This window comes from Streptomyces sp. NPDC019531, from assembly GCF_044903305.1.
Classification (GTDB): domain Bacteria; phylum Actinomycetota; class Actinomycetes; order Streptomycetales; family Streptomycetaceae; genus Streptomyces.
This window is the reverse complement of the sequence record NZ_JBJDQL010000021.1, coordinates 62,098-83,792: the sequence shown is the minus strand read 5'-3', so window position 1 is coordinate 83,792 and position 21,695 is coordinate 62,098. Positions and strand designations below refer to the sequence as shown.

The 21,695-nt window shown below is 72.0% G+C and carries 16 protein-coding genes, 1 pseudogene and 1 riboswitch; of the genes and pseudogenes, 15 read left to right on the top strand and 2 right to left on the bottom strand.

Annotation, left to right across the window (positions count from 1 at the left end; all coding sequences use genetic code 11):
* Window positions 1-154: 154 nt before the first annotated feature.
* Window positions 155-886, bottom strand: coding sequence for a class II aldolase/adducin family protein (locus ACI2L1_RS23875; RefSeq protein WP_404741377.1), 732 nt, complete (start codon window positions 884-886; stop codon window positions 155-157).
* Window positions 887-1,079: 193 nt separating this feature from the next.
* Between ACI2L1_RS23875 and ACI2L1_RS23870 the strand changes: the two genes are divergently transcribed.
* From ACI2L1_RS23870 to cobI, 10 genes and pseudogenes are all read left to right on the top strand, one after another.
* The gene (locus ACI2L1_RS23870) at window positions 1,080-1,829 is read left to right on the top strand and encodes a lysozyme (protein ID WP_404741376.1); all 750 of its coding nucleotides are present in this window, start codon (window positions 1,080-1,082) and stop codon (window positions 1,827-1,829) included.
* Between the two features lie 154 nt (window positions 1,830-1,983).
* Complete coding sequence (locus tag ACI2L1_RS23865; RefSeq protein WP_404741375.1) at window positions 1,984-3,222, top strand: anion permease; 1,239 nt, start codon at window positions 1,984-1,986, stop codon at window positions 3,220-3,222.
* Between the two features lie 27 nt (window positions 3,223-3,249).
* Window positions 3,250-3,471 (top strand): hypothetical protein, encoded by a 222-nt coding sequence (locus tag ACI2L1_RS23860; RefSeq protein ID WP_362665580.1) that lies wholly within the window; start codon window positions 3,250-3,252, stop codon window positions 3,469-3,471.
* A 157-nt stretch (window positions 3,472-3,628) separates the two neighbouring features.
* Window positions 3,629-3,761, top strand: a riboswitch (cobalamin riboswitch).
* 100 nt (window positions 3,762-3,861) lie between these two features.
* Entirely contained in the window at window positions 3,862-4,803 is a 942-nt protein-coding gene (locus tag ACI2L1_RS23855) for a cobalamin biosynthesis protein (RefSeq protein WP_404741374.1), read from the top strand.
* A complete protein-coding gene (locus ACI2L1_RS23850) occupies window positions 4,800-6,311 on the top strand; it encodes a cobyric acid synthase (protein ID WP_404741373.1) in 1,512 nt (503 codons plus the stop codon). Before ACI2L1_RS23855 ends, ACI2L1_RS23850 begins: the two co-directional genes overlap by 4 nt.
* The gene (gene cobN / locus ACI2L1_RS23845) at window positions 6,308-9,961 is read left to right on the top strand and encodes a cobaltochelatase subunit CobN (protein WP_404741372.1); all 3,654 of its coding nucleotides are present in this window, start codon (window positions 6,308-6,310) and stop codon (window positions 9,959-9,961) included. The genes ACI2L1_RS23850 and cobN overlap by 4 nt, the downstream gene beginning before the upstream one ends.
* The gene (locus ACI2L1_RS23840) at window positions 9,958-11,952 is read left to right on the top strand and encodes a putative cobaltochelatase (RefSeq protein ID WP_404741371.1); all 1,995 of its coding nucleotides are present in this window, start codon (window positions 9,958-9,960) and stop codon (window positions 11,950-11,952) included. Before cobN ends, ACI2L1_RS23840 begins: the two co-directional genes overlap by 4 nt.
* Window positions 11,952-12,551 carry a cob(I)yrinic acid a,c-diamide adenosyltransferase gene (gene cobO, locus ACI2L1_RS23835; RefSeq protein ID WP_404741370.1) on the top strand — a complete coding sequence of 200 codons (600 nt, stop codon included), beginning with the start codon at window positions 11,952-11,954 and terminating at the stop codon, window positions 12,549-12,551. The genes ACI2L1_RS23840 and cobO overlap by 1 nt, the downstream gene beginning before the upstream one ends.
* A pseudogene (locus ACI2L1_RS23830) lies at window positions 12,551-14,167 on the top strand (cobyrinate a,c-diamide synthase); the annotation flags it as partial. The gene cobO and the pseudogene ACI2L1_RS23830, both read left to right, overlap by 1 nt.
* Complete coding sequence (cobI, locus tag ACI2L1_RS23825; protein WP_404741369.1) at window positions 14,152-14,898, top strand: precorrin-2 C(20)-methyltransferase; 747 nt, start codon at window positions 14,152-14,154, stop codon at window positions 14,896-14,898. The pseudogene ACI2L1_RS23830 and the gene cobI, both read left to right, overlap by 16 nt.
* Before the next feature lie 56 nt (window positions 14,899-14,954).
* Here the strand turns inward: cobI and ACI2L1_RS23820 are convergent, their stop codons facing one another.
* Window positions 14,955-15,683, bottom strand: coding sequence for a ZIP family metal transporter (locus tag ACI2L1_RS23820; protein WP_404741368.1), 729 nt, complete (start codon window positions 15,681-15,683; stop codon window positions 14,955-14,957).
* A gap of 109 nt (window positions 15,684-15,792) precedes the next feature.
* Here ACI2L1_RS23820 and cobM point away from each other — a divergent pair, with 109 nt between their 5' ends.
* The 5 genes from cobM to cobC all read left to right on the top strand — a co-directional run bounded on the left by cobM (window position 15,793) and on the right by cobC (window position 21,690).
* Window positions 15,793-16,620, top strand: coding sequence for a precorrin-4 C(11)-methyltransferase (gene cobM / locus ACI2L1_RS23815; protein WP_404741367.1), 828 nt, complete (start codon window positions 15,793-15,795; stop codon window positions 16,618-16,620).
* Window positions 16,617-17,918 (top strand): precorrin-6y C5,15-methyltransferase (decarboxylating) subunit CbiE, encoded by a 1,302-nt coding sequence (gene cbiE / locus ACI2L1_RS23810; RefSeq protein WP_404741366.1) that lies wholly within the window; start codon window positions 16,617-16,619, stop codon window positions 17,916-17,918. The genes cobM and cbiE overlap by 4 nt, the downstream gene beginning before the upstream one ends.
* Window positions 17,915-19,597, top strand: coding sequence for a precorrin-3B C(17)-methyltransferase (cobJ, locus tag ACI2L1_RS23805; RefSeq protein WP_404741365.1), 1,683 nt, complete (start codon window positions 17,915-17,917; stop codon window positions 19,595-19,597). Before cbiE ends, cobJ begins: the two co-directional genes overlap by 4 nt.
* A gap of 103 nt (window positions 19,598-19,700) precedes the next feature.
* On the top strand, window positions 19,701-20,627 hold the full coding sequence (locus tag ACI2L1_RS23800; protein ID WP_404741364.1) for a sirohydrochlorin chelatase: 927 nt from the start codon (window positions 19,701-19,703) through the stop codon (window positions 20,625-20,627).
* Complete coding sequence (gene cobC, locus ACI2L1_RS23795; protein WP_404741363.1) at window positions 20,617-21,690, top strand: Rv2231c family pyridoxal phosphate-dependent protein CobC; 1,074 nt, start codon at window positions 20,617-20,619, stop codon at window positions 21,688-21,690. The genes ACI2L1_RS23800 and cobC overlap by 11 nt, the downstream gene beginning before the upstream one ends.
* Window positions 21,691-21,695 lie beyond the last annotated feature (5 nt).

Below are 21,695 nucleotides of genomic sequence, written 5' to 3'. Positions count from 1 at the left end.
AGTGCTCTGTGACGGACGCCGGCCGCTGCGGGCGGACACCCCCCACCCCGTCCCCTTCCCGCCGTCGGCGACTGCACCAAGTCAGGGGCGCGGGGAACTGCGCGACCAGCCCCCACCAGGCCGCGGCCGGCCGGCAACCGAACCCGGCATCCCCTCAGGCGCGCTGCCCGTACCCCCGCAACCGCTCCCCCGCCTCCGCCACCTGTTCCTCCGTCAGCAGGTGTGGGGTCAGACCCGGTACCGCGCGGGCGGTCAGCCACAGGTGGCACATCCACTCCAGTTGGGCTGTGCGGTCGTAGGCCTGGGACAGGCTTGTGCCGTAGGCCATCGTGCCGTGGTTCTGGAGGAGGCAGGCGGTGCGGTCGGCGAGGGCGTGGAGCATGTTCTCGGCCAACTCGTCGGTGCCGTAGGTGGCATAGGGGGCGACACGGACTGGGCCGCCGAGTGCGGCGGTCATGTAGTGGATCGTCGGGAGCTCGGGGACGAGCGTGGAGACGGCCGTGGCGTGCACGGCGTGGGTGTGGACGACCGCGCGGGCGCCGGTGCTGCGGTAGACCGCCAGATGCATGGGGAGTTCGCTCGTGGGGAGGAGGGTGCCGAGGACCTGGCGGCCGTCCAGGTCGACACCGGTCACGTCGTCCGGGGTGAGGCGGTCGTAGGGGACGCCTGACGGTGTGACCAGGACCGTGTCCCCGACGCGTACCGAGACGTTGCCGGAGGTGCCCACGACGAGTCCGTCGGCGACCGTGCGGCGGGCCGTGTCGACCAGTTCCGACCAGGCAGCTGCCTCCTCGGCGCGTACACCTCTCCCCCACGACTCGAACGCAACCTGTGCGCCGTCCCCTGCGCCCCGCACGTCCCGTGGATCCTGCTGCTCCTCAGCCATGCCGTGATCCTGCCAGCCGCGGCCCCGGGCCGCCGGGGGCCCGGGGCACTTTAGGGCGGAGGTTCGGCCTCCGGGAGGGCGCATTTCCGTATACACGCCCCTCTGCTGCGACTTGGCCGGAGATCACCCGCAATTCGATGATCTTCCAGTAGCGTCTGGGCTTTGTTGTGCACGACGCCATTCCGGGGGACACATGGCCCGTGATCGCAAGCCTGCCCGTCATCGAACCCGCGCCCTGGCCGTGTCCGTGGCCACGCTCACCGTGGGAGGCATCGCACTCGCCGAGACACCCGCCTCGTCGGCGAGCCTGCCCCAGGGGCACGACGTCTCTTCGCACCAGAAGAACGTCGACTGGCAGAAGGCCAGGGCCAAGGGCGCCAGGTTCGTCTACGTCAAGGCGACCGAGTCGATCAACTACCGCAATCCGCACTTCGGGCAGCAGTACAACGGGGCGCGCAACGCGGGCATCATCCGCGGGGCCTACCACTTCGCGCTGCCGGACAAGTCGTCGGGCAAGACGCAGGCCGCGTACTTCGTGCGCAACGGCGGCGCCTGGACCGCGGACGGCTGGACCCTGCCGCCCGCGCTCGACATCGAGTACAACCCGTACGACAGGAAGCACAAGTGCTACAGCATGAGCAAGGCGAAGATGGTCGGCTGGATCAAGTCGTTCAGCGACGAGGTCAAGCGGCTCACCGGGCGCCGTCCGGTGATCTACACGACCGCCCACTGGTGGAACACCTGCACGGGCGGCAGCAGCGCCTTCGCCTCCAACCACGCGCTGTGGGTGGCCCGCTACAACTCGGCGGACGCGGGAGCACTGCCCCGCGGATGGTCGTACTGGACGATCTGGCAGTACGACAACAGCGGCAGCCTGCCGGGTGATCAGAATCTCTTCAACGGCTCGGCGAGTCAGCTGAAGCGGTTCGCCAAGGGGGCATAGCCAAGGGGCGCATGGGCCGCACGGGGGTCCTGGGGTTCGGCGAAGCAGAAGCAGCCGATCCTGGACACCGTGCGGCCCGCCCCAGTTCATCTTCCGTTCACTCAGGTTGCCTACGTTCAACGCGCCAATGACGCTCGAACGATTGCCTGGGTAAATGGAAAACTTCTCGCTGATCCTCGCGATTGTGGTCGTAACCGCACTCGCGTTCGATTTCACGAACGGTTTCCACGACACCGCCAACGCGATGGCCACGACCATCTCGACCGGTGCACTCAAGCCCAAGGTCGCGGTGGCCATGTCCGCCGTGCTGAACCTTGTGGGCGCCTTTCTTTCCGTGGAGGTCGCCAACACGATCTCCAAGGGTCTCGTCGACGAGACCGGCATCCGTCCCGAGGTCATCTTCGCCGCCCTGGTCGGCGCGATCCTCTGGAACCTGCTGACCTGGCTGGTAGGCCTGCCCTCCAGCTCCTCGCACGCCCTCATGGGCGGTCTGATCGGCGCCACCATCGCCTCGGCGGGCATGGGCGCGGTCCACGGTGACGCGCTCGTCACCAAGGTCCTCATCCCGGCGGTCGCGGCGCCCATCGTCGCGGGCGTCGCCGCCATGCTGGCCACCCGCCTCTCCTACTCCCTGGGCAAGAAGGCCGACGGCAAGGCCGCGGCGAAGGGCTACCGCACCGGCCAGATCGCCTCGGCCGGCCTGGTCTCGCTCGCCCACGGCACCAACGACGCGCAGAAGACGATGGGCATCATCACCCTCGCCCTGGTCGCCGGCGGCGTCGTAGCGCCCGACTCCGACCCGCCCACCTGGGTCATCCTCTCGGCGGGCCTCGCCATCGCGCTCGGCACCTACCTCGGCGGCTGGCGCATCATCCGCACCATGGGCAAGGGGCTGACCGAACTCCAGCCGCAGCAGGGCTTCGCCGCCCAGACCAGCGCGGCCACGGTCATCCTGGCCTCGTCCCACCTCGGCTTCTCCCTCTCCACCACGCACTCCGTCTCCGGTTCGGTGATGGGCGCGGGCCTCGGCCGCAGGGGCGGGGTCGTCCGCTGGTCCACGGCCACCCGGATGTTCGTGGCCTGGGGCCTCACACTCCCGGCGGCGGCCCTGGTGGGCGCGCTGGCCGAGTCGGTCACGGATCTCGGCGACTGGGGTACGGCGGTCGTGGCGGTCTTCCTCGTCGCCTCCAGCGCGGCGATCTGGAAGATCTCGCGCCGCGAGGTCGTGGACGCGTCGAACGTCAACGCGACCGACGAGCCGGCCGGTGTGGTGACCACGGCGATCGCCGCCGTGACCCCGCCGCCCGCGGGCACGGTGACCGAGGACCTCACGGCCACGATCCCGGCCCCTCCCGCCACCACGGAACCGGCCGCCCCGCCGGCCGCCGTCTGAAACCCCGGTTACTAAGGAAGCCTCACCATGCAGATCGACTGGGAAGCGCTCGGCTCCGTCTTCGGCGTCAGCCTCGTCGTCACCGTGGGCCTGGTGGCCCTGTTCACCCTCGGCATCATGGGCCTCTCCCGCCAGGAGCGGGCCACCGCCCAGGGCGGCTCGGCGACCCTCGCGGTCGCCGGCGCGTACGCCTGCTTCGCGGCCTGCGCGGCGGCGGTGGCGTACGGGATCTCTCTGATCGTGGCTTGACGGCACCGATCGCCCGACGGCCGGGCGGGCACGGGACTTACGGTTCCGTGCCCGCCCGGCCGTCCGTGTGCGGCCGGTCCGCCCACTCCCGGGCCCGGTGGTGTGGGGTTCTGCACACTCTCCCGCCGCAGGTCAACAGCAAGTTGACTGCCGTTCGGGTGCGTGGTGGACTGCCGGGGCCATGTACGGCGGCAGCAGAGGAAGCCGGTGTGAATCCGGCGCGGTCCCGCCACTGTCACCGGGGTAGCAATCCCCGGGAGCCAGGAACTCTCGCCGCCGGTCTCGTCGAACCAGGGCGTGGACACCCTGAGTGAGGACATAACGCGATGCTCGCCTGCCGATCGACCCGCGCCATCCGGTGCTCGCACGACCCCGCGATCGGCTGAGCCGGTGCGTGCCGATCGCGTCTTCGCGTACGGCGCCGCCGCCGGCCTCCTCGGTGACCTGCTGTTCGGCGATCCGCGCCGCGGGCATCCGGTCGCCGCGTTCGGACGGGCGGCCGGTGCCGTGGAGCGGGTGCTGTGGCGGGACCACCGGGGGTGGGGCGCGCTGCACACCGCCGTGTGCGTGGGCGCCGCGGTGGGGCTCGGCGCCGTGGCGGAGAACGTCGTACGTCCGTCCCGTACCGCTTCCGTCGCGCTGACCGCCGCCGCCACCTGGGCCGTCGTGGGCGGGACTTCGCTCGTGCGGGAGGCCCGGGTCATCGGGCGGGCGCTGGAGGCGGGCGATGTCGAGGCGGCCCGGGAGCGGCTGCCGCATCTGTGCGGGCGCGATCCGCAGGCCCTCGACGCCGACGGGATCGCCCGGGCCGTCGTGGAGTCCGTGGCCGAGAACACCTCCGACGCCGTAGTGGGGGCCCTCGTGTGGGGGGCCGTCGGTGGAGTGCCGGGGCTGCTCGGGTTCCGGGCCGTGAACACGCTCGACGCCATGGTCGGGCACAAGTCGGCCCGGTACCGGCGGTTCGGGTGGGCCTCCGCCCGGCTCGACGACCTCGCCGGGTGGCCGGGGGCGCGGCTGACCGCCGTACTCGCCGTGCTGGCCGGTGATCGTCCGCGGGGTGCCGTGCGCGCCTGGCGGGAGGACGCCGGCAAGCATCCCAGTCCCAACGCCGGGCCGGTCGAGGCCTCGTTCGCGGGGGCGCTGGGAGTCAGACTCGGAGGGACTCTTTCGTACGCGGGACGGGTCGAGCACCGGCCCGTGCTCAATGGACAAGGGCGTGCCGTCGCCGCGTACGACATCGAGCGCGCCGCACGGCTGTCGCGGTGTGTCGGATTGCTCGCGCTCGGCGTCGGTGTCGTCGCGCGGGCCGTCGTGAAGGGGCGTGGGGCATGACGGGCGGAGGGCTTCTCGTCGCCGGAACCACCTCGGATGCCGGCAAGAGCGTCGTCACCGCCGGGATCTGCCGGTGGCTGGTGCGGCAGGGGGTGAAGGTCGCGCCGTTCAAGGCGCAGAACATGTCCCTCAACTCGTTCGTCACGCGCGAGGGTGCCGAGATCGGGCGGGCCCAGGCCATGCAGGCGCAGGCCTGTCGGGTCGAGCCGACCGCGCTGATGAATCCCGTGCTGCTCAAGCCCGGTGGTGAGCAGAGCAGTCAGGTCGTGCTGCTCGGGAAACCGGTCGGGGAACTGAGCGCTCGTGGCTATCACGGGGGGCGGCAGCAGAAGCTGCTCGGGACCGTGCTCGACTGTCTCGCCGAGTTGCGGGGCACGTATGACGCGGTGATCTGTGAGGGGGCGGGCAGTCCGGCCGAGATCAACCTGCGGCGGACCGACATCGTGAACATGGGGCTCGCGCGGAACGCCGGGCTGCCCGTGCTGGTCGTCGGGGACATCGACCGCGGTGGGGTCTTCGCCTCCTTCTTCGGGACCGTGGCGCTGCTCGGCCCCGAGGACCAGGCGCTCGTCGCCGGGTTCCTCGTGAACAAGTTCCGCGGGGACGTCTCGCTCCTCGAACCCGGGCTGGACATGCTCCACGGGCTCACCGGGCGGCGGACGTACGGCGTTCTGCCCTTCCGGCACGGGCTCGGGATCGACGAGGAGGACGGGCTGCGGGTGTCGTTGCGGGGGGCGGTCCGGGAGTCCCAGGTCTCCGCCCCGGTCGGCGAGGACGTCCTGCGCGTCGCCGTCTGCGCGATCCCCCTCATGTCCAACTTCACCGACGTCGACGCCCTGGCCGCCGAACCGGGAGTCGTGGTGCGGTTCGTGGACCGGGCGGAGGAGCTCGCGGACGCCGATCTCGTCGTCGTCCCGGGCACCAGGGGGACCGTCCGGGCCCTGGAGTGGCTGCACGAGCGGGGGCTCTCGGACGCGCTCAGGCGCAGGGTCGCCGAGCGGCGGCCCGTCCTCGGCATCTGCGGCGGGTTCCAGATCCTCGGCGAACGCATCGAGGACGAGATCGAATCGCGCGTCGGCGCGGTCGACGGCCTCGGTGTGCTTCCCGTGCGGGTGCGGTTCGCGCGCGAGAAGACCCTCACCCGGCCGGAGGGAGAAGCCCTCGGCGAGCAGGTCGAGGGGTACGAGATCCATCACGGGGTCGCCGACATCGGCGGCGGAGAACCCTTCCTCGACGGCTGCCGGGTCGGCCAGACCTGGGGCACGCACTGGCACGGCTCGCTGGAGTCGGACGGGTTCCGGCGGGCCTTCCTGCGCGAGGTGGCGGCCGCCGCGGGCCGCCGGTTCGTGCCGGCCCCCGACACCTCGTTCGCCGCGCTGCGCGAGGAGCAGCTCGACCTGCTCGGCGACCTGATCGAACAGCACGCGGACACGGACGCGCTGTGGCGGCTCATCGAGTCCGGCGCGCCACAAGGACTGCCTTTCATTCCACCGGGAGCGCCCGCATGAGCACAGTGTTGTTGTTGTCGACCGCCGACACGGATCTGCTGGCGGCCCGGGCCGCCTCGGGTGCCGACTACCGGATCGGCAACCCGACGCGCGTCGACGTCACGGACGAGCTGCCCGCGCTCCTCGACGGCGCCGACATCGCCGTCGTACGGCTGCTCGGCGGCAAGCGGGCCTGGGAGGACGGGCTCGCGGCCCTGAAGGCTTCGGGTATCCCGACCGTGCTGCTCGGCGGCGAGGCCGTCCCGGACGCCGAGTTGATGGCCGAGTCGTCGGTACCGGCCGGTGTCGTGGCCGAGGCGCTCAGGTACCTCGTCGAGGGCGGGCCCGAGAACCTCACCGAGCTCGCCCGGTTCCTGTCCGACACCGTGCTGCTGACAGGCGAGGGGTTCGTCGAGCCGCAGAAGATGCCGGAGTACGGCGTCCACGGCTCCTACGCCTGGGAGAGCGGCCGACCGACCGTCGGCGTGCTCTTCTACCGGGCCCATGAGCTGAGCGGCAACACCGGTTTCGTGGACACCCTGTGCGAGGCGATCGAGGCGCGGGGCGCCAACGCCCTTCCCGTGTACTGCGGTTCACTGCGCGGGGCGGACCCCGGGCTGTACGAGCTGCTCGCGCGGGCCGACGCGCTCGTCGCCACCGTCCTCGCCGCCGGTGGCACGCACGCCTCGCAGGCCTCGGCCGGCGGTGACGAGGAGGCGTGGGACATCGGGGCGCTGGCCGAGCTCGACGTGCCGGTGCTGCAAGGACTTTGCCTTACGTCGTCCCGCGCGGCCTGGGACGCGTCCGACGCCGCTCTCTCGCCCATGGACGCGGCCATGCAGGTCGCGATCCCGGAGTTCGACGGGCGGCTGATCACCGTGCCGTTCTCCTTCAAGGAGCAGGGGCCCGACGACGTCCCGGTGTACGTGGCCGACCCGGAGCGGGCCGCGCGGGTCGCCGGGATCGCCGTACGGCACGCGAAGTTGAAGCACACGCCGAACGCCGAGAAGAGGCTCGCGCTGGTCTTCACGGCGTATCCGACCAAGCACTCGCGGGTCGGCAACGCGGTCGGTCTAGACACTCCCGCCTCGGCGATCCAGGTACTGGACGCGCTCCGGGACGCCGGTTACTCGCTCACGGAATACCCGTCCGGCGGCGACGAGTTGATCCACCGGCTCATCGAGGCCGGCGGTCACGATGTCGAGTGGCTGACCGAGGAGCAACTGGCGTCGGCGCCCGCGCGGGTGCCGCTCGCGGACTATCAGACGTGGTTCGACAAGCTCGACCCCGGGCTTCGCCAGGCCATGGTGGACGCATGGGGTGAGCCGCCGGGCTCGCTGTACGTCGACGGGGACGACATCGTGCTCGCCTCCCTGCAGTTCGGGAACGTCGTCGTGATGATCCAGCCGCCGCGCGGCTTCGGGGAGAACCCGATCGCGATCTACCACGACCCCGACATGCCGCCGTCGCACCACTACATGGCCGCGTACCGGTGGTTGGACAACTCTTTCGGTGCCGACGCGATCGTCCACATGGGCAAGCACGGCACGATGGAGTGGCTGCCCGGCAAGGGGCTCGGTCTCAGCGGGAGTTGTGCGCCGGACGCGGTGCTCGGTGAGCTGCCGCTGATCTATCCCTTCATCGTCAACGACCCCGGCGAGGGCACCCAGGCCAAGCGGCGCGGGCACGCCACCGTGGTCGACCATCTCGTGCCGCCGATGGCACGGGCCGACACCTACGGCGACCTGGCCAAGCTGGAGCAGCTGCTCGACGAGTACGCGCTCGTCTCCGACCTGGACCCGACGAAGGCCCCGGCCGTGCGGGCGCAGATCTGGACTTTGGTGAAGGCGGCCGAGCTCCACCACGACCTGCATGTCGAGGACCAGCCGGACGACGAGGCGTTCGACGAGTTCGTCATGCACATCGACGGTTATCTGTGCGAGATCAAGGACGTGCAGATCCGGGACGGGCTGCACATCCTCGGCGGTGGTCCGGTGGGTGAGCCCCGGGTCAATCTCGTGCTCGCCGTGCTGCGGGCCTCGCAGGTGTGGGGCGGTCAGGCCAACGCCCTGCCGGGACTGAGGGCCTGCCTGGCGGCCCATTACGGGCTCGTCGAGAAGGAGTTGCTGGCCGAGCCGGGCGCTCCGGCGAAGGTCCCGGTCGAGCTGACCGACCTCGTCGATGGCCCGTCCCGCACGGCCGCCGACGCGATCGACCTGCTGGAGCAGCTGTGCCGGCGGATCGCGGAGGGCATGGAGGACCGTGAGTGGGCGGTCGCGGAGAGCCGTGCGCTCGTCCGTGAGGTCCTCGGCACCGAACTCCCCGACGCCGTCGCCGTGTTGGAGTTCGCTTGCACCGAGGTCGTGCCGAGGCTCGCGCGCACCACCGACGAGATCGACCACATCCTCAAGGCCCTGAACGGCGGTTACGTCCCGGCCGGTCCGTCCGGTTCGCCGACCCGTGGGCTCGTCAACGTCCTGCCGACCGGCCGGAACTTCTACTCCGTCGACCCCAAGGCCATTCCGTCCAGGCTGAGTTGGGAGGTCGGGCAGGCGCTCGCCGACTCGCTCGTGCAGCGGTACCTGGCCGACACCGGTGAGTACCCGAAGTCCGTCGGCCTGACGGTCTGGGGTACGTCCGCGATGCGCACCCAGGGCGACGACATCGCCGAGATCCTGGCGCTGCTCGGCTGCCGTCCGGTGTGGGACGAGGCCTCGCGGCGGGTGACCGGCTTCGAGGTGATCGGCCTGGCGGAGCTCGGGCGGCCGCGCGTGGACGTCACCGTCCGGATCTCGGGCTTCTTCCGGGACGCGTTCCCGCACGTGGTCGGGCTGATCGACGACGCCGTCCGCAAGGTGGCCGAGCTGGACGAGCCCGCCGACCGCAACTTCGTGAGGGCGCACGCCGACGAGGACACCGCCGAGCACGGTGACCGGCGGCGGGCCACGGCCCGGATCTTCGGGTCCAAGCCGGGGGCGTACGGGGCGGGTCTGCTGCCGCTGATCGACGCCCGCAACTGGCGCTCGGACGCCGACCTCGCCGAGGTGTACGCGGTGTGGGGCGGCTACGCCTACGGGCGGGGGCTCGACGGGCGGGCGGCGCGCGGGGACATGGAGACCGCGTTCAAGCGGATCAACGTCGCCGCGAAGAACGTCGACACTCGTGAGCACGACCTGGTCGACGCCGACGACTACTTCCAGTACCACGGCGGCATGGTCGCGATGGTGCGCCACCTCACGGGCGCCAACCCCGAGGCGTACGTGGGTGATTCGGCGACTCCGGACCAGGTGAAGACGCGCACGCTCGGCGAGGAGACCCACCGGGTCTTCCGCGCCCGCGTGGTCAACCCGCGCTGGATGGCGGCCATGCGGCGGCACGGCTACAAGGGCGCCTTCGAGATGGCGGCGACCGTCGACTACCTCTTCGGCTACGACGCCACGGCCGGCGTCGTCGACGACTGGATGTACGAGAAGCTCAGCGCGGAGTACGTCTTCGACGCGGAGAACCGGGACTTCATGAAGAAGTCCAACCCCTGGGCACTGCGGGGTGTCACGGAGCGGCTGCTTGAGGCCGCCGACCGCGGGCTGTGGGCCGAGCCGGACGCGGACACCCTGGAGCGGCTGCGGGCCACATACCTGGAGCTGGAAGGCGACTTGGAGGGCGACCAGTGACAACCCCCTTCCCGTTCACGGCCGTTGTCGGCCAGGACGACCTGCGGCTCGCGCTGCTGCTGAACGCCGTCTCCCCGGCGGTCGGCGGTGTGCTGGTGCGCGGCGAGAAGGGCACCGCCAAGTCGACGGCGGTACGGGCCCTTTCCGCGCTGCTGCCGGAGGTGCCGGTCGTCGCCGGATGCCGTTTCTCGTGCGACCCCTCGAAGCCGGACCCCGAGTGCCCGGACGGGCCGCACGAGCCCGGACCGGGTGCCTTCCGCGCGTCCCGCATGGTCGAACTGCCCGTCGGCGCCTCCGAGGACCGGCTGGTGGGCGCCCTCGACATCGAGCGGGCGCTCGCGGAGGGCGTGAAGGCCTTCGAGCCGGGGCTGCTCGCCGACGCGCACCGCGGCATCCTCTACGTCGACGAGGTCAACCTCCTGCACGACCATCTCGTCGACCTTCTCCTCGACGCGGCCGCGATGGGCGCCTCGTACGTGGAGCGCGAGGGCGTCTCCGTACGGCACGCGTCGAAGTTCCTGCTCGTCGGCACCATGAACCCCGAAGAGGGCGAACTGCGGCCGCAGTTGCTCGACCGGTTCGGACTGACCGTCGAGGTCGCGGCCTCGCGGGAGCCCGACCAGCGAGTGGAGGTGGTACGGCGACGGCTCGCGTACGACGACGACCCGGCGGGTTTCGCGGACCGTTGGGCGGACGAGGAGGCCGCCGTACGGCAACGGATCGTCGCCGCCCGGGAGTTGTTGCCGTCGGTGCGGCTGGGTGACGGGGCGCTGCGGCAGATCGCGGCGACGTGTGCGGCCTTCGAGGTCGACGGTATGCGGGCGGACATCGTGATGGCCCGGACCGCGACCGCGCTGGCCGCCTGGGCCGGACGGACGGACGTGCTGGCGGAGGACGTACGGCAGGCCGCGCTGCTCGCGCTGCCGCACCGGCGTCGGCGCAATCCCTTTGACGCTCCGGGACTTGACCAGGACAGGCTCGACGAGACGCTGGAGGAGTTCAGCGGCTCCGAGGACGATGACGAGCCTGATCCGGACGGGCCCGGTGACGGTGGTGGGCAGCCGCCGTCGTCCGACGGGCCGGAGGCCGACGGGGGTTCGGGGGCGCAGCCCGAGGCCGGTGAGGGCGGTGAGCCGCAGACCGGCGGTGCCGGCTCCGGTGAGCAGTCCGCCGTACGGGCCGCCGAGCCGTTCCGCACGAAGGTGCTCAGTGTGCCCGGGCTCGGTGACGGTGCCGCCGGGCGGCGGTCGCGGGCGCGGACCGAGCACGGGCGGACGACCGGGGCGCGGCGTCCGCGTGGGGCGCTGACCAAGTTGCATCTGGCGGCCACCGTGCAGGCAGCGGCGCCGCATCAGCGGGCTCGTGGGCGGTCGGGACGTGGGCTCGTGGTCCGGCGGGACGATCTGCGGCAGGCGACACGGGAGGGGCGCGAGGGGAACCTCGTGCTGTTCCTCGTGGACGCCTCGGGATCGATGGCGGCGCGGCAGCGGATGAGTGCGGTGAAGGGGGCTGTGCTGTCGCTGCTGCTCGACGCGTATCAGCGGCGGGACAAGGTGGGTCTTGTGACGTTCCGGGGATCGGCCGCGGAGGTCGCGTTGCCGCCCACGTCGTCGGTGGACGCCGCGGCCGCCCGGCTGGAGACCTTGCCGACTGGTGGGCGGACCCCGCTCGCGGCCGGGCTGCTGCGGGCGCACGAGGTGCTGCGGGTGGAGCGGCTGCGGGATCCGGCGCGGCGGGCGCTGGTCGTGGTGGTGACGGACGGACGGGCCACCGGGGGGCCCGAGCCGGTCGCCCTCTCGGGGCGGGCGGCTCGGCTGTTCGCCGCCGACGGGGTCGCTTCCGTCGTCGTCGACTGTGAGTCCGGGCCCGTGCGGCTGGGGCTGGCCGGGCAGCTCGCCGGTGAACTGGGCGGTACCGCGGTGACGTTGGACGAGTTGCGGGCGGACTCGATCGCAGGGCTCGTGAAGGACGTACAGAGGAGGGCCGCGTAGTGCCTCAGGGACAGCCGAGTGTGGTGCCGGACGACGGGCTGACCACGCGACAGCGCCGGAATCGGCCGCTGGTGATCGTGCACACCGGTGTCGGGAAGGGGAAGTCGACCGCCGCTTTCGGGCTCGCGCTGCGGGCCTGGAATCAGGGGTGGCCCATCGGGGTGTTCCAGTTCGTCAAGTCGGCGAAGTGGAAGGTCGGCGAGGAGAACGCGCTGCGGGTGCTCGGTGCCAGTGGTGAGGGCGGGGCCGTCGACTGGCACAAGATGGGCGAGGGCTGGTCCTGGGTGCAGCGGGACCAGCAGATGGACAACGAGGAGAAGGCCCGGGAGGGCTGGGAGCAGGTCAAGCGGGATCTGGCCGCGGAGACGTACAAGCTGTACGTGCTCGACGAGTTCGCCTATCCGATGCACTGGGGGTGGGTGGACACGGATGAGGTCATCGACGTGCTCCGGAACCGGCCCGGCACCCAGCATGTCGTGATCACCGGGCGGAACGCGCCTGAGGAGCTTGTCGACTTCGCCGATCTCGTGACCGACATGTCCAAGGTGAAGCACCCCATGGACGCCGGGCAGAAGGGGCAGCGGGGTATCGAGTGGTGATGTCCTCGTCCGTTTCCGTCCCTCGGCTGGTCATCGCCGCGCCTTCGTCCGGCAGCGGGAAGACCACCGTCGCCACGGGGTTGATGGCCGCGTTCGCCGCGCGGGGGCTCGTCGTGTCTCCGCACAAGGTGGGGCCGGACTACATCGATCCCGGGTATCACGCGCTCGCGAGCGGGCGGGTGGGGCGGAATCTCGACGCGTATCTGTGTGGGCCGTCGCTGGTGGCTCCGCTGTTCCTGCACGGGGCGCGGGGGTGTGACATCGCCGTCGTCGAGGGCGTGATGGGGATGTTCGACGGGGCCGCGGGGGAAGGGGAGCTGGCGTCCACGGCGCAGGTGGCGAAGTTGCTGCGGGCGCCGGTGGTGCTGGTCGTCGACGCCTCGTCGCAGTCCCGGTCCGTGGCCGCGCTGGTGCATGGGTTCGCGTCGTGGGATCCCGAGGTGCGGGTGGGGGGTGTGATTCTCAACAAGGTCGCGTCGGATCGGCATGAGGCCTTGTTGCGGGAGGCGTTGGAGTCGGCCGGGGTGCCGGTGTTCGGGGTGCTGCGGCGGGTGGCTCAGGTGGATACGCCGTCTCGGCATCTGGGGTTGGTGCCGGTTGCCGAGCGGCGGGCGGCTGCGGTGGATGCGGTTGCGGCGATGGCTTCGCAGGTGGAGCGGGGGTGTGATCTGGAGGGGTTGATGGGGCTTGCGCGGGGGGCGGTGGCGTTGGGTTGTGCGGCTTGGGATGCGGCTGAGGTCTTGGCTTCCTCGCCCCCGCCGCCCCTTCCCGTCCCGTCCCCAGGGGCTGCCGCCCCTTCGACCCCGCTCCCAGGGGGCTCCGCCCCCTGGACCCCCGCTCCTCAAACGCCGGAGGGGCTGGATTTGCCGGACAGGCTGGATTTGCTGGACAGGCTGGATTTGTCGGACGGGCTGGATTTGTCGAAGGGGCTGGAACCGTCAGCGCCGCTGGAGCTGAGACACCTAGGGGCGCGGGGAACTGCGCGACCAGCCCCCACGCACCCGCAGCCGTCCACTCCTGTCGTCGCCGTCGCCGGCGGTTCCGCGTTCACCTTTTCCTACGCCGAGCACTCCGAGCTGCTGGCCGCCGCGGGAGCCGAGGTCGTCGCCTTCGACCCTCTGCACGACGAGCAACTGCCGGACGGAACAAGCGGGTTGGTCATCGGGGGCGGTTTCCCCGAGGTCTACGCCGCCGAACTGTCCGCCAACGAGCCGTTGCGGAAGGCCGTCGCCGCCCTCGCAGAGACCGGCGCTCCCGTCGCCGCCGAGTGCGCCGGGCTGCTCTACCTGAGCCGGGAGCTCGACGGGCAGCCCATGTGCGGGGTGCTCGACGCCTCGGCGCGGATGACCGAGCGGCTCACCCTCGGGTACCGGGACGCCGTCGCCGTCAGTGACAGTTCGCTCGCCGTCGCCGGGACCCGGATGCGGGGGCACGAGTTCCACCGGACCGTGGTGGAACCGGGGGCGGGGGACGCCGCGGCGTGGGGGGTGCGGGTGCCCCGGCGGCGGCTCGAAGGTTTTGTACAGCGTGGTGTGCACGCGAGCTATCTGCACACGCACTGGGCCTCGGAGCCCGGTGTCGCCCGTCGGTTCGTGGAGAGGTGCCTGACGTCATGAGCAGCAGCAGGTTGATCGGGGTCGGGGTCGGACCCGGCGATCCGGAGCTGGTGACCGTCAAGGGCGTCAACGCCCTGCGCGCCGCCGATGTGGTCGTCGTGCCTGTGATGGACACTGGAGAGCGGGGGCGGGCCGAGGCGACCGTCCTGCACTACGTGCCGCAGGAGAAGGTCGTACGGGTCGTCTTCGCCCTCAATGAGCGAACCGATCACGGTCGGCGCGAAGCCGCCTGGGACGCCGCCGGGGAGCGGGTCGCCCAACTGCTGCACGCCAACGACTCCGTCGCCTTCGCCACCATCGGCGATCCCAACGTCTACTCCACCTTCACCTATCTCGCCCACACCATCGGCGAGTTGGTGCCCGACGTCGTCGTGGAGACGGTTCCAGGGATCACCGCCATGCAGGATCTCGCGGCGCGGTCGGGGGCCGTGCTGACGGAGGGCACCGAGCCGCTCACGCTCGTCCCCGTCACCGCCGGGGCTGCCGTGCTCAAGGAGGCTCTCAACGGGCCCGGGACCGTCGTCGCCTACAAGTTCGGGCGGCAGGCCGGGGAGGTGGCCGAGGCGCTCAGGGAGACCGGGCGGATCGAGGACGCCGTATGGGGATCGGCGCTGGGTCTTGAGGCCGAGTCCATTCGGCCGGCCGCGGAGCTCGACGGGGCCGCGCTGCCGTATCTCTCCACCCTCATCGCGCCCGCCCGACGGGACGGCACCCGGGGTGGCAAGTTGTGACCCCCTCCGTGACCCCCTCCGTGAACCCCTTCGTGACCCCCTCCAGAGCCACCGGATCAGCCCGCCAGGCCCACGACCAGCCAGATGAAGCCCACGCCCGCGACCGTGCACAGCAGGGTCGAGTGGGCGGGGTGTTCGTGGTGGGCCTCGGGGAGGATCTCGGCCGCCGCGAGGTAGAGGAGCGCGCCGCCGAAGAGGCCGAGATAGCCGCCGAGCAGGCCCTCCGGGATGGTCACGAACGTCGTCGAGGCGGCGCCCACTACCGGAGCCACCGCGTCCGCGAACAGCATGGTCAGCGCTCTGCGGCGGGCGTTCCCGTACAGGCTGGTGATCGTGTACGTGTTGAAGCCGTCCGCGAAGTCGTGGGCCACCACGGCCAGTGCGACCGCCGTGCCCATGCCGTCGCCCACCTGGAAGGCCGCGCCGATCGCCACGCCGTCCATGGCGCTGTGGCCGACCATCGCGGCGGCGGCCGTCAGGCCCACCTCGGGGGCCCGGCCGTTGTGTTCCTCGCCGCCGTGCGCGGCCTGGCGGGCGGCCAGCAGGCGTTCCACCAGATGGGCCAGCAGGAAGCCGGCCACGAAGAGGAGCAGGGCCGCGGGGACGCCGAAGACCTCGTCACCGGCCGCGTGCAGCGCCTCCGGCAGCAGGTCCAGGCCGACGACGCCGAGCATCAGGCCGCCGGCCAGGCCGAGGACCAGATGACGGCGGTCGGTCACCCGCTGTGCCGTCCAGCCGCCGGCCAGCGTCATCAGGAACGCGCCGAGCGCGACGAAGACCGCCATAGGGCCTTGGTATCCGATCAACCCCCGTTCACGCACATCCAGCCCTCGTGGCGACGACCGCAGTACTCGTAAGTACTCGTAGTAAGTACTCGTAGGAGGACCGATTCCCATGGCCGATGCCCCCACCGGCAAGGTGACCTTCGTCGGTGCCGGCCCCGGCGCCGCCGATCTGCTGACGTTCCGGGCCGCGCGTGCCATCGCCGAGGCCGACGTCGTGATCTGGGCCGCGAGCCTGGTACAGGCGGAGGTCCTCGAACACGCGCGTGAGGACGCGGAGATCCTCGACTCGGCGACCATGTCCCTGGAGGACGTCGTCGCCGTGTACGAGCGGGCTCATGAGTCCGGGCTCAAGGTGGCGCGCATCCACTCCGGCGACCCCGCTCTCTGGGGCGGTACGCAGGAGCAGCTCGACCGGTGTGCGCGGATCGGTGTCGCGACCGAGGTCGTGCCCGGGGTCTCCGCCTTCTCGGCCGTGGCCGCGCTGGCACAGCGCGAGCTGACCATCCCCGAGGTCGCGCAGTCCGTCGTGCTCACCCGGCTGGGCGGCGGCAAGACGCCGATGCCGCCCGGCGAGGAGGTGCGTGAGTTCGCCAAGCACGGCACCACCATGGCGATCTTCCTGTCCGCGGCGCGCAGCGGGCAGCTGGTGCGGGAGCTGCTGGAGGGCGGCTATCCGACGTCCACTCCGGTCGTCGTCGCCTATCAGGCGACCTGGCCCGAGGAGCTGGTCGTGCGGTGCACGATCGAGACGCTGGAGGAGACCGTCAAGGAGCACAAGCTCTGGAAGCACACGCTCTTCCTGGTCGGCCCGGCCCTGGACGCCGAGGGCACCCGCTCGCACCTCTACCACCCCGGTCACTTCCACGGGTACCGCAAGGCCGACCCGGAGGCCCGGCGGGCGCTGCGGGCGCGGGGCGCTCGGGGGGCCGGCACATGATCACGGTGGTGGGTACGGGGACGGGGGCGGCACCGGCCAAGTTGCTGGCCGGGGCCGAGCTTGTCGTGGGCGGGCGGCGGCATCTGGATGCTGCGGCGGTCCCCGCGAGTGCCGAGCGGGTTGTTCTCGGACCGCTGGCTCCGGCGCTGGACGTCATCGAACGGCATCTGGACAAGGGCGCCCGGGTGGTCGTGCTGGCCTCCGGCGACCCCGGGTTCTTCGGGATCGTGCGGGTGCTGGCGGAGCGGTTCGGGCCCGGGGCGCTGGATGTGCGGCCGGGGATCTCTTCAGTTGCTGCGGCCTTCGCGCGGGTGGGGGTGCCTTGGGACGACGCGGTGGTTGTCAGTGCGCACGGGCGGGATCTGCGGACGGCGGTGAATGTGTGCCGGGCTCATCCGAAGGTAGCGGTGCTCACCGGGCCGGGGGCGGGTCCTGCGGAGCTTGGTGCCGCATTGGGTGGTTGGGCGGCTGCGGCGCCGTCGGGGCTGGTCGCGCCCCGCGGCGGAGCCGCAGATCGATACAGCCCCGCGCCCCTGAAGCGTGTTCTCGTGGTCGCCTCCGACTTGGGCACCGGCGACGAGCGGGTCGAGTGGGTCCCGCCCGCCGAAGCCGCCACGCGGGACTGGGGGTCCGCCGTGAATGTCGTCCTCTGTCTCGACGAGTCTCGGGTTCTCGGTGCCGTGCGTACGGTTGCCGGGCCGCCCCCAGCTCCCTCTCAATGGGCCCTGGACGAGGGCGAATTCGCCCACCGCGACTCGATGATCACCAAGTTCGAGGTGCGGGCGCTGGCGCTGGCCCGGCTCGGGCCGCGGCTCGGCGACCTCGTCTGGGACGTCGGTGCGGGGTCCGGGTCCGTGGCCGTGGAGTGCGCGCGGCTCGGTGCCGCTGTCGTCGCGGTCGAGAAGGCGTCCGACGGTGTCGAACGGATCCGTGCCAACGCGGCCGCGCACGAGGTCGACGTACAGGTCGTGCAGGGATCCGCGCCGGACGCGCTCGCCGAACTCGACGATCCCGACGCCGTGTTCGTCGGCGGTGGCGGACACGAACTGCCCGGCATCGTCGCCGTCTGCGCGCGGCGGGCACGGCGTAGCGTCGTCGTCGCCCTGGCCGCGCTCGACCGGGTGCCGGCCGTACGGGCGACCCTCACCGACGCCGGGTTCGACTGCGACGGAGTACTGCTGCAGTCGTCCCGGCTGGCGCCGCTGCCCGGGGACGTGACCCGGCTCGCGGCGACCAATCCGGTGTTCCTGTTGTGGGGCGTCAGAAACCCCGTGTATCGAGAGGGAGTTGCTCAGTGATCGGCCTTATTTCCGCCACCGCGGCGGGGGCGGCGGCGCGCGACCGGCTGGCCGCGGCCTGGCCGGACCGCACGCGCGTGTACGAGGGACCCGTGGGGGACGCCGTACGGCGGGCGTTCGCGGAGTGCGAGCAGCTCGTGTGTTTCCTGGCCACGGGGGCGGTCGTACGGCTGATCGCGCCGCTGCTCGGCGACAAGGCGGCCGACCCGGGTGTGGTGTGTGTCGACGAGGGCGGGCGGTTCGCCGTGTCGCTGGTCGGCGGGCATGGCGGCGGTGCCAACGAACTCGCCTGCGAGGTCGGGGAGTTGCTGAACGCCGAGCCCGTGGTGACGACGGCGACCGACGCGGTGGGGGTGCCCGGCCTCGACACCCTCGGGCTGCCGGTGGAGGGCGCGGTGGCGGCCGTGTCACGGGCGCTCCTGGACGGTGAACCCGTCGCCCTGCACAACGAGTCGGGCTGGCCGCTGCCTCCGCTGCCGGTCGCCGGGGAGGGGGCGTACGGCATCCGTGTCACGGACCGTCTCGTCGAGCCCTCGGAGCAGGAGGTGCTGCTTCGTCCGCCCACGCTCGTGGTCGGCGTCGGCGCCTCCAGGGGCGCGCCGGTCGACGAGGTGCTGGAGCTGGTCGAGGACTCGTTGCGCGAGGCCGGGCTGTCCGTGAAGTCGATCGCCGAACTCGCCACCGTGGACGCCAAGTCCAAGGAGCCGGGGATCGTGACGGCCGCCGAGCGGCTCGGAGTGCCCCTGGTCACCTACTCCGCCGAGGAGTTGGCCGCCGTCGAGGTGCCCAACCCGTCGGACGCTCCCCTGGCGGCTGTCGGCACCCCGTCGGTCGCGGAGGCCGCCGCCCTTGTCGGTGGTGGTGAACTCCTCGTCCCCAAGCGGAAATCGGCCGCGCGGCCCGCCATGGCCACCTGTGCTGTCGTACGGCGTCCCGTGCGCGGCCGGCTCGCGGTCGTCGGGCTCGGTCCCGGCGCCCGGGACCTGTTGACGCCCCGCGCGAAGGCGGAGCTCAGGCGCGCTTCCGTGCTGGTCGGGCTCGACCAGTACGTCGACCAGATCCGTGATCTGCTGCGGCCCGGTACCCGGGTCCTGGAGTCGGGGCTCGGGGCCGAGGAGGAGCGGGCCCGGACCGCCGTGGCCGAGGCCCGTAAAGGGCAGGCGGTGGCGCTGATCGGCAGCGGGGACGCCGGCGTCTACGCCATGGCCTCCCCCGCACTCGCCGAGGCCTCCGACGACATCGACGTGATCGGGGTGCCCGGGGTCACGGCCGCGCTGGCCGCCGCCGCGATCCTCGGCGCGCCGCTGGGCCACGACCACGTGTCCATCAGCCTCTCCGACCTGCACACCCCGTGGGAGGTCATCGAGCGGCGGGTGCGGGCGGCGGCCGAGGCGGACATCGTGGTCACCTTCTACAATCCCCGTTCCCGGGGCCGGGACTGGCAGCTGCCCAAGGCGCTGGCGGTCCTCGCCGGGCACCGGGAGCCGACGACGCCGGTCGGTGTCGTACGGAACGCGTCGCGGCCGGACGAGTCCGGTCGGCTGACGACACTGGCCGCACTGGACCCGACGACGGTCGACATGATGACGGTCGTGACGGTGGGCAACACGGCGACCCGTGACATCGCGGGCCGCATGGTGACCCCGCGCGGCTACCGCTGGCAGGAGGGCACCCGGTGAAGCGTGCGGTCGGCCCGGTCGACGCCCTGACGCGCCGTCTCCTGCGACACCACCCCCTGTCACACCCCGTTCCCCACTCCGAACCGCTTCCCGAGGAGAAATCGTGACCACCCCGCCGCCCGCCCTGCTCATCGCCGGTCATGGCACCCGGGACGATGCCGGAGCCGAGGCGTTCCGTGACTTCGTCCGGGAGCTGGGGGCCCGCCACCCCGAACTGCCCGTCGCGGGCGGCTTCATCGAGCTGTCCCCGCCGCCGCTGGGCGACGCGGTGGCCGAACTGGTGGAGCGCGGTGTCCGCCGGTTCGCCGCCGTACCGCTGATGCTGGTGTCCGCCGGGCACGCCAAGGGCGACATCCCGGCCGCGCTGTCCCGTGAGAAGGAGCGGCACCCGGGGATCTCGTACACGTACGGGCGGCCGCTGGGCCCGCACCCGGCGCTGCTGAACGTGCTGGAGCGGCGGCTCGACGAGGCGCTGGGCGCCACCGGGGGGCGTACCCCCATGGACCGGGCGGACGTGACCGTGCTGCTCGTCGGCCGGGGTTCCACCGACCCCGACGCCAACGCCGAGGTGTTCAAGGCGGCCCGGCTGCTGTGGGAGGGGCGCGGATACGCGGGCGTGGAGACGGCGTTCGTGTCGCTGGCGGCGCCGGACGTGCCGAGCGGGCTCGACCGGTGCGTGGCGCTGGGGGCGCGCAGGATCGTCGTACTGCCCTACTTCCTGTTCACCGGCATCCTGCCGGACCGGGTACGGCACCAGACCGAGGGCTGGGCGGCCGCGCACCCGGAGGTCGAGGTGCACTCGGCGGAGGTCATCGGTCCCGAGCCGGAGCTGCTCGACCTGGTGATGGAGCGGTACCGGGAGGCCGTCGGGGGCGATCTGCGGATGAACTGCGACTCGTGCGTGTACCGGATCGCGCTGCCCGGCTTCGAGGACAAGGTGGGTCTGCCGCAGCAGCCGCACTTCCACCCGGACGACGACGGCCACCATCACCACGGCCACCACCACGGCGCCCACTCCCATGCGCACTGACAGGACCGGGCGCGGTCACGATCTGCGGCACCACGGCGACGCCGAGGTGCGGGACGACGGTGCGCGGCTCACGGACCTCGCCGTGAACGTCCGCGCGGACACTCCCCCGGGGTGGCTGCGGGAGCGGATCGCCGAGTCGCTGACGGGGCTCGCGGCCTATCCGGACGGGCGCGAGGCGCGGGCGGCGGTGGCGGCCCGGCACGAGGTGTCCGTGGAGCGGGTGCTGCTGACCGCGGGCGCCGCGGAGGCCTTCGTGCTGCTCGCGCGCTCTCTGACGGTCCGTCACCCGGTGGTGGTGCACCCGCAGTTCACCGAGCCGGAGGCGGCGCTGCTGGACGCCGGGCATGTGGTCGACCGGGTGCTGCTTCGGGAGGAGGACGGCTTCCGGCTCGATCCCGCGGCCGTCCCCGAGGACGCCGATCTGGTGATCGTCGGGAACCCGACCAACCCCACGTCGGTCCTGCATCCGGCCGCCTCGATCACCGAACTGGCCCGCCCCGGGCGGACGTTGGTGGTGGACGAGGCGTTCCTGGACGCGGTGCCCGGCGAGCACGAAGCCCTGGCGGGGCGGACGGACGTGCCCGGTCTCGTCGTCCTGCGCAGCCTGACGAAGACGTGGGGCCTGGCCGGGCTCCGCATCGGTTACGTCCTCGCCGCCCCGGAGACGATCGCCGAGCTCGAAAGGGCCCAGCCCCTGTGGCCGGTCTCCACCCCGGCCCTCGCCGCGGCCCGGGCCTGTATGGAGCCGCGGGCTTTGGCGGAGGCGGCCCACGCGGCCCACCGCATCGCCACCGACCGGGCCCATCTGGTCGCCGGCCTGCGAGAGTTCGGCCCGGACGGACTCCGGGTGGTCGAGCCCGCGCAGGGCCCCTTCGTCCTCGTGCGCCTGCCGAAGGCCACCGCCGTACGACGGCATCTGCGCGACCTCGGCTGGGCGGTGCGGCGCGGGGACACGTTCCCGGGACTGGGTGAGGAGTGGCTGCGGCTCGCGGTGCGGGACCGGGCGACGGTGAACCGGTTTCTGCAGGCGCTGGACCAGGCGGTGACCCTGGAGAAAGCCTGATGCCC